The sequence below is a fragment of the Mycobacterium sp. NPDC051804 genome, assembly GCF_044452905.1.
Lineage (GTDB): Bacteria > Actinomycetota > Actinomycetes > Mycobacteriales > Mycobacteriaceae > Mycobacterium.
Genome location: NZ_JBITCD010000022.1, coordinates 1 through 1,708 on the forward strand (window position 1 = coordinate 1; position 1,708 = coordinate 1,708).

The 1,708-nt window shown below is 67.3% G+C and carries 1 pseudogene; it reads left to right on the plus strand.

The features are described 5' to 3' along the window. Nucleotides 1–11: 11 nt before the first annotated feature. Nucleotides 12–1,708: pseudogene (locus ACIA48_RS30255) on the plus strand (amino acid adenylation domain-containing protein); the annotation flags it as partial.

The following is a 1,708-nucleotide window of genomic DNA, read 5'->3' on the forward strand; positions in this document are numbered from 1 at the left end:
GGGCAGTAGCTATGACCGCGGATACGTCGCGGCGGTTGTTGTCGATTGATTTGCTCGATGAGGATGAGCATGCCCAGTTGGATGGGTGGGGTCATCGGGGGGTGTTGACGCGGCCGGGGCGGCCGGGGGTGTCGATTCCGGTGTTGTTTGGTGCGCAGGTGGGGCGGTCGCCGGGGGCGGTGGCGTTGTGTTGTGGTGGGCGGTCGTGGACGTATCGCGAGTTGGATGAGGCGTCGAATCGGTGGGCGCATCTGTTGGTGGGTGTGGGGGTGGGTCCGGGGCGGTGTGTGGGGTTGTTGTTGCCGCGCTCGGGTGAGGCGATTGTGGCGATGTTGGGGGTGCTTAAGACCGGGGCGGCGTATGTGCCCATTGATGCGGCGCTGCCTGATGCGCGGGTGGGTTTCATGATCGCTGATGCTGCGGTGATGGCGGTGATCACCACGTCTGGTCTGCGTGGCCGTGTCGATGGTGGGCAGGTGGTGGTCGTTGATGTTGAGGATGCTGAGGTGGAGGATCAGCCGGCTACGGGGTTGGTGGCGCCCTCGGCTGAGCAGATCGCGTATCTGATTTACACCTCGGGTACCACGGGGGTGCCGAAGGGGGTGGCGGTCGCCCACGGCCATGTGACCGGGTTGGTGGGGTCGTTGCCTTCGGCGTTGGCCTCGGGTGCGGTGTGGTCGCAGTGGCATTCGTTGGCCTTCGATGTGTCGGTGTGGGAGATCTGGGGTGCGCTGGCCCATGGGGGGCGGCTGGTGGTGGTGCCTGAGGAGGTGGCCGGCTCGCCGCAGGAGTTGCATGCCTTGTTGCTGGCCGAGCGGGTTGAGGTGGTGTGTCATACGCCCTCGGCGGCGGGGATGCTCTCGCCGCAGGGGTTGGAGTCCGCGGCGTTGGTGGTGGCCGGTGAGGCGTGTCCGCCGGAGTTGGTGGAGCGGTGGGCGCCGGGGCGGGTGATGATCAACGCTTACGGTCCGACTGAGGCGACGGTGTATGCGGCGATGAGTGCGCCGTTGGTGGCGGGGTCGGATGTGGTGCCCATCGGTGCGCCGGTGTCCGGGGCGGCGTTGTTTGTGTTGGATGCGGGGTTGCGCCGGGTGTCGCCGGGGGTGGTCGGTGAGTTGTATGTGGCCGGTTCGGGGGTGGCCTATGGGTATGTGGGCCGGGCGGGGTTGACCGGGTCGCGGTTTGTGGCGTGTCCGTTCGGGGCGCCGGGTCAGCGGATGTATCGCACTGGGGATTTGGTGTCGTGGGGTGCGCAGGGGCAGTTGCGGTATCTGGGCCGCGCTGATGAGCAGGTCAAGATTCGCGGGTATCGCATCGAGCTCGGTGAGGTGCAGGCGGCGTTGGCCGGTTGTGCGGGGGTGGCTCAGGCGGCGGTGATCGCGCGTGAGGACCGCCCCGGCGATAAGCGTCTGGTTGGCTATGTCACCGCGTCGGCGGGGGCGGCGGTTGATTCGGCTGCGGCCCGCGCGCAGTTGGGTGAGCGGTTGCCGGGCTATATGGTGCCCGCGGCGGTGGTGGTGGTCGAGGCGTTGCCGTTGACGCCCAACGGCAAGCTTGATAAACGCGCGTTGCCGGCGCCGGAATATCAGAACGTTGACCGTTACCGCGCCCCCAGCACCCCCAGCGAGGAAATCCTGGCCGGCATCTACGCCCAAGTCCTCGGATTAGAGCGCGTCGGCGCCGACGACTCCTTCTTCGAACTCGGCGG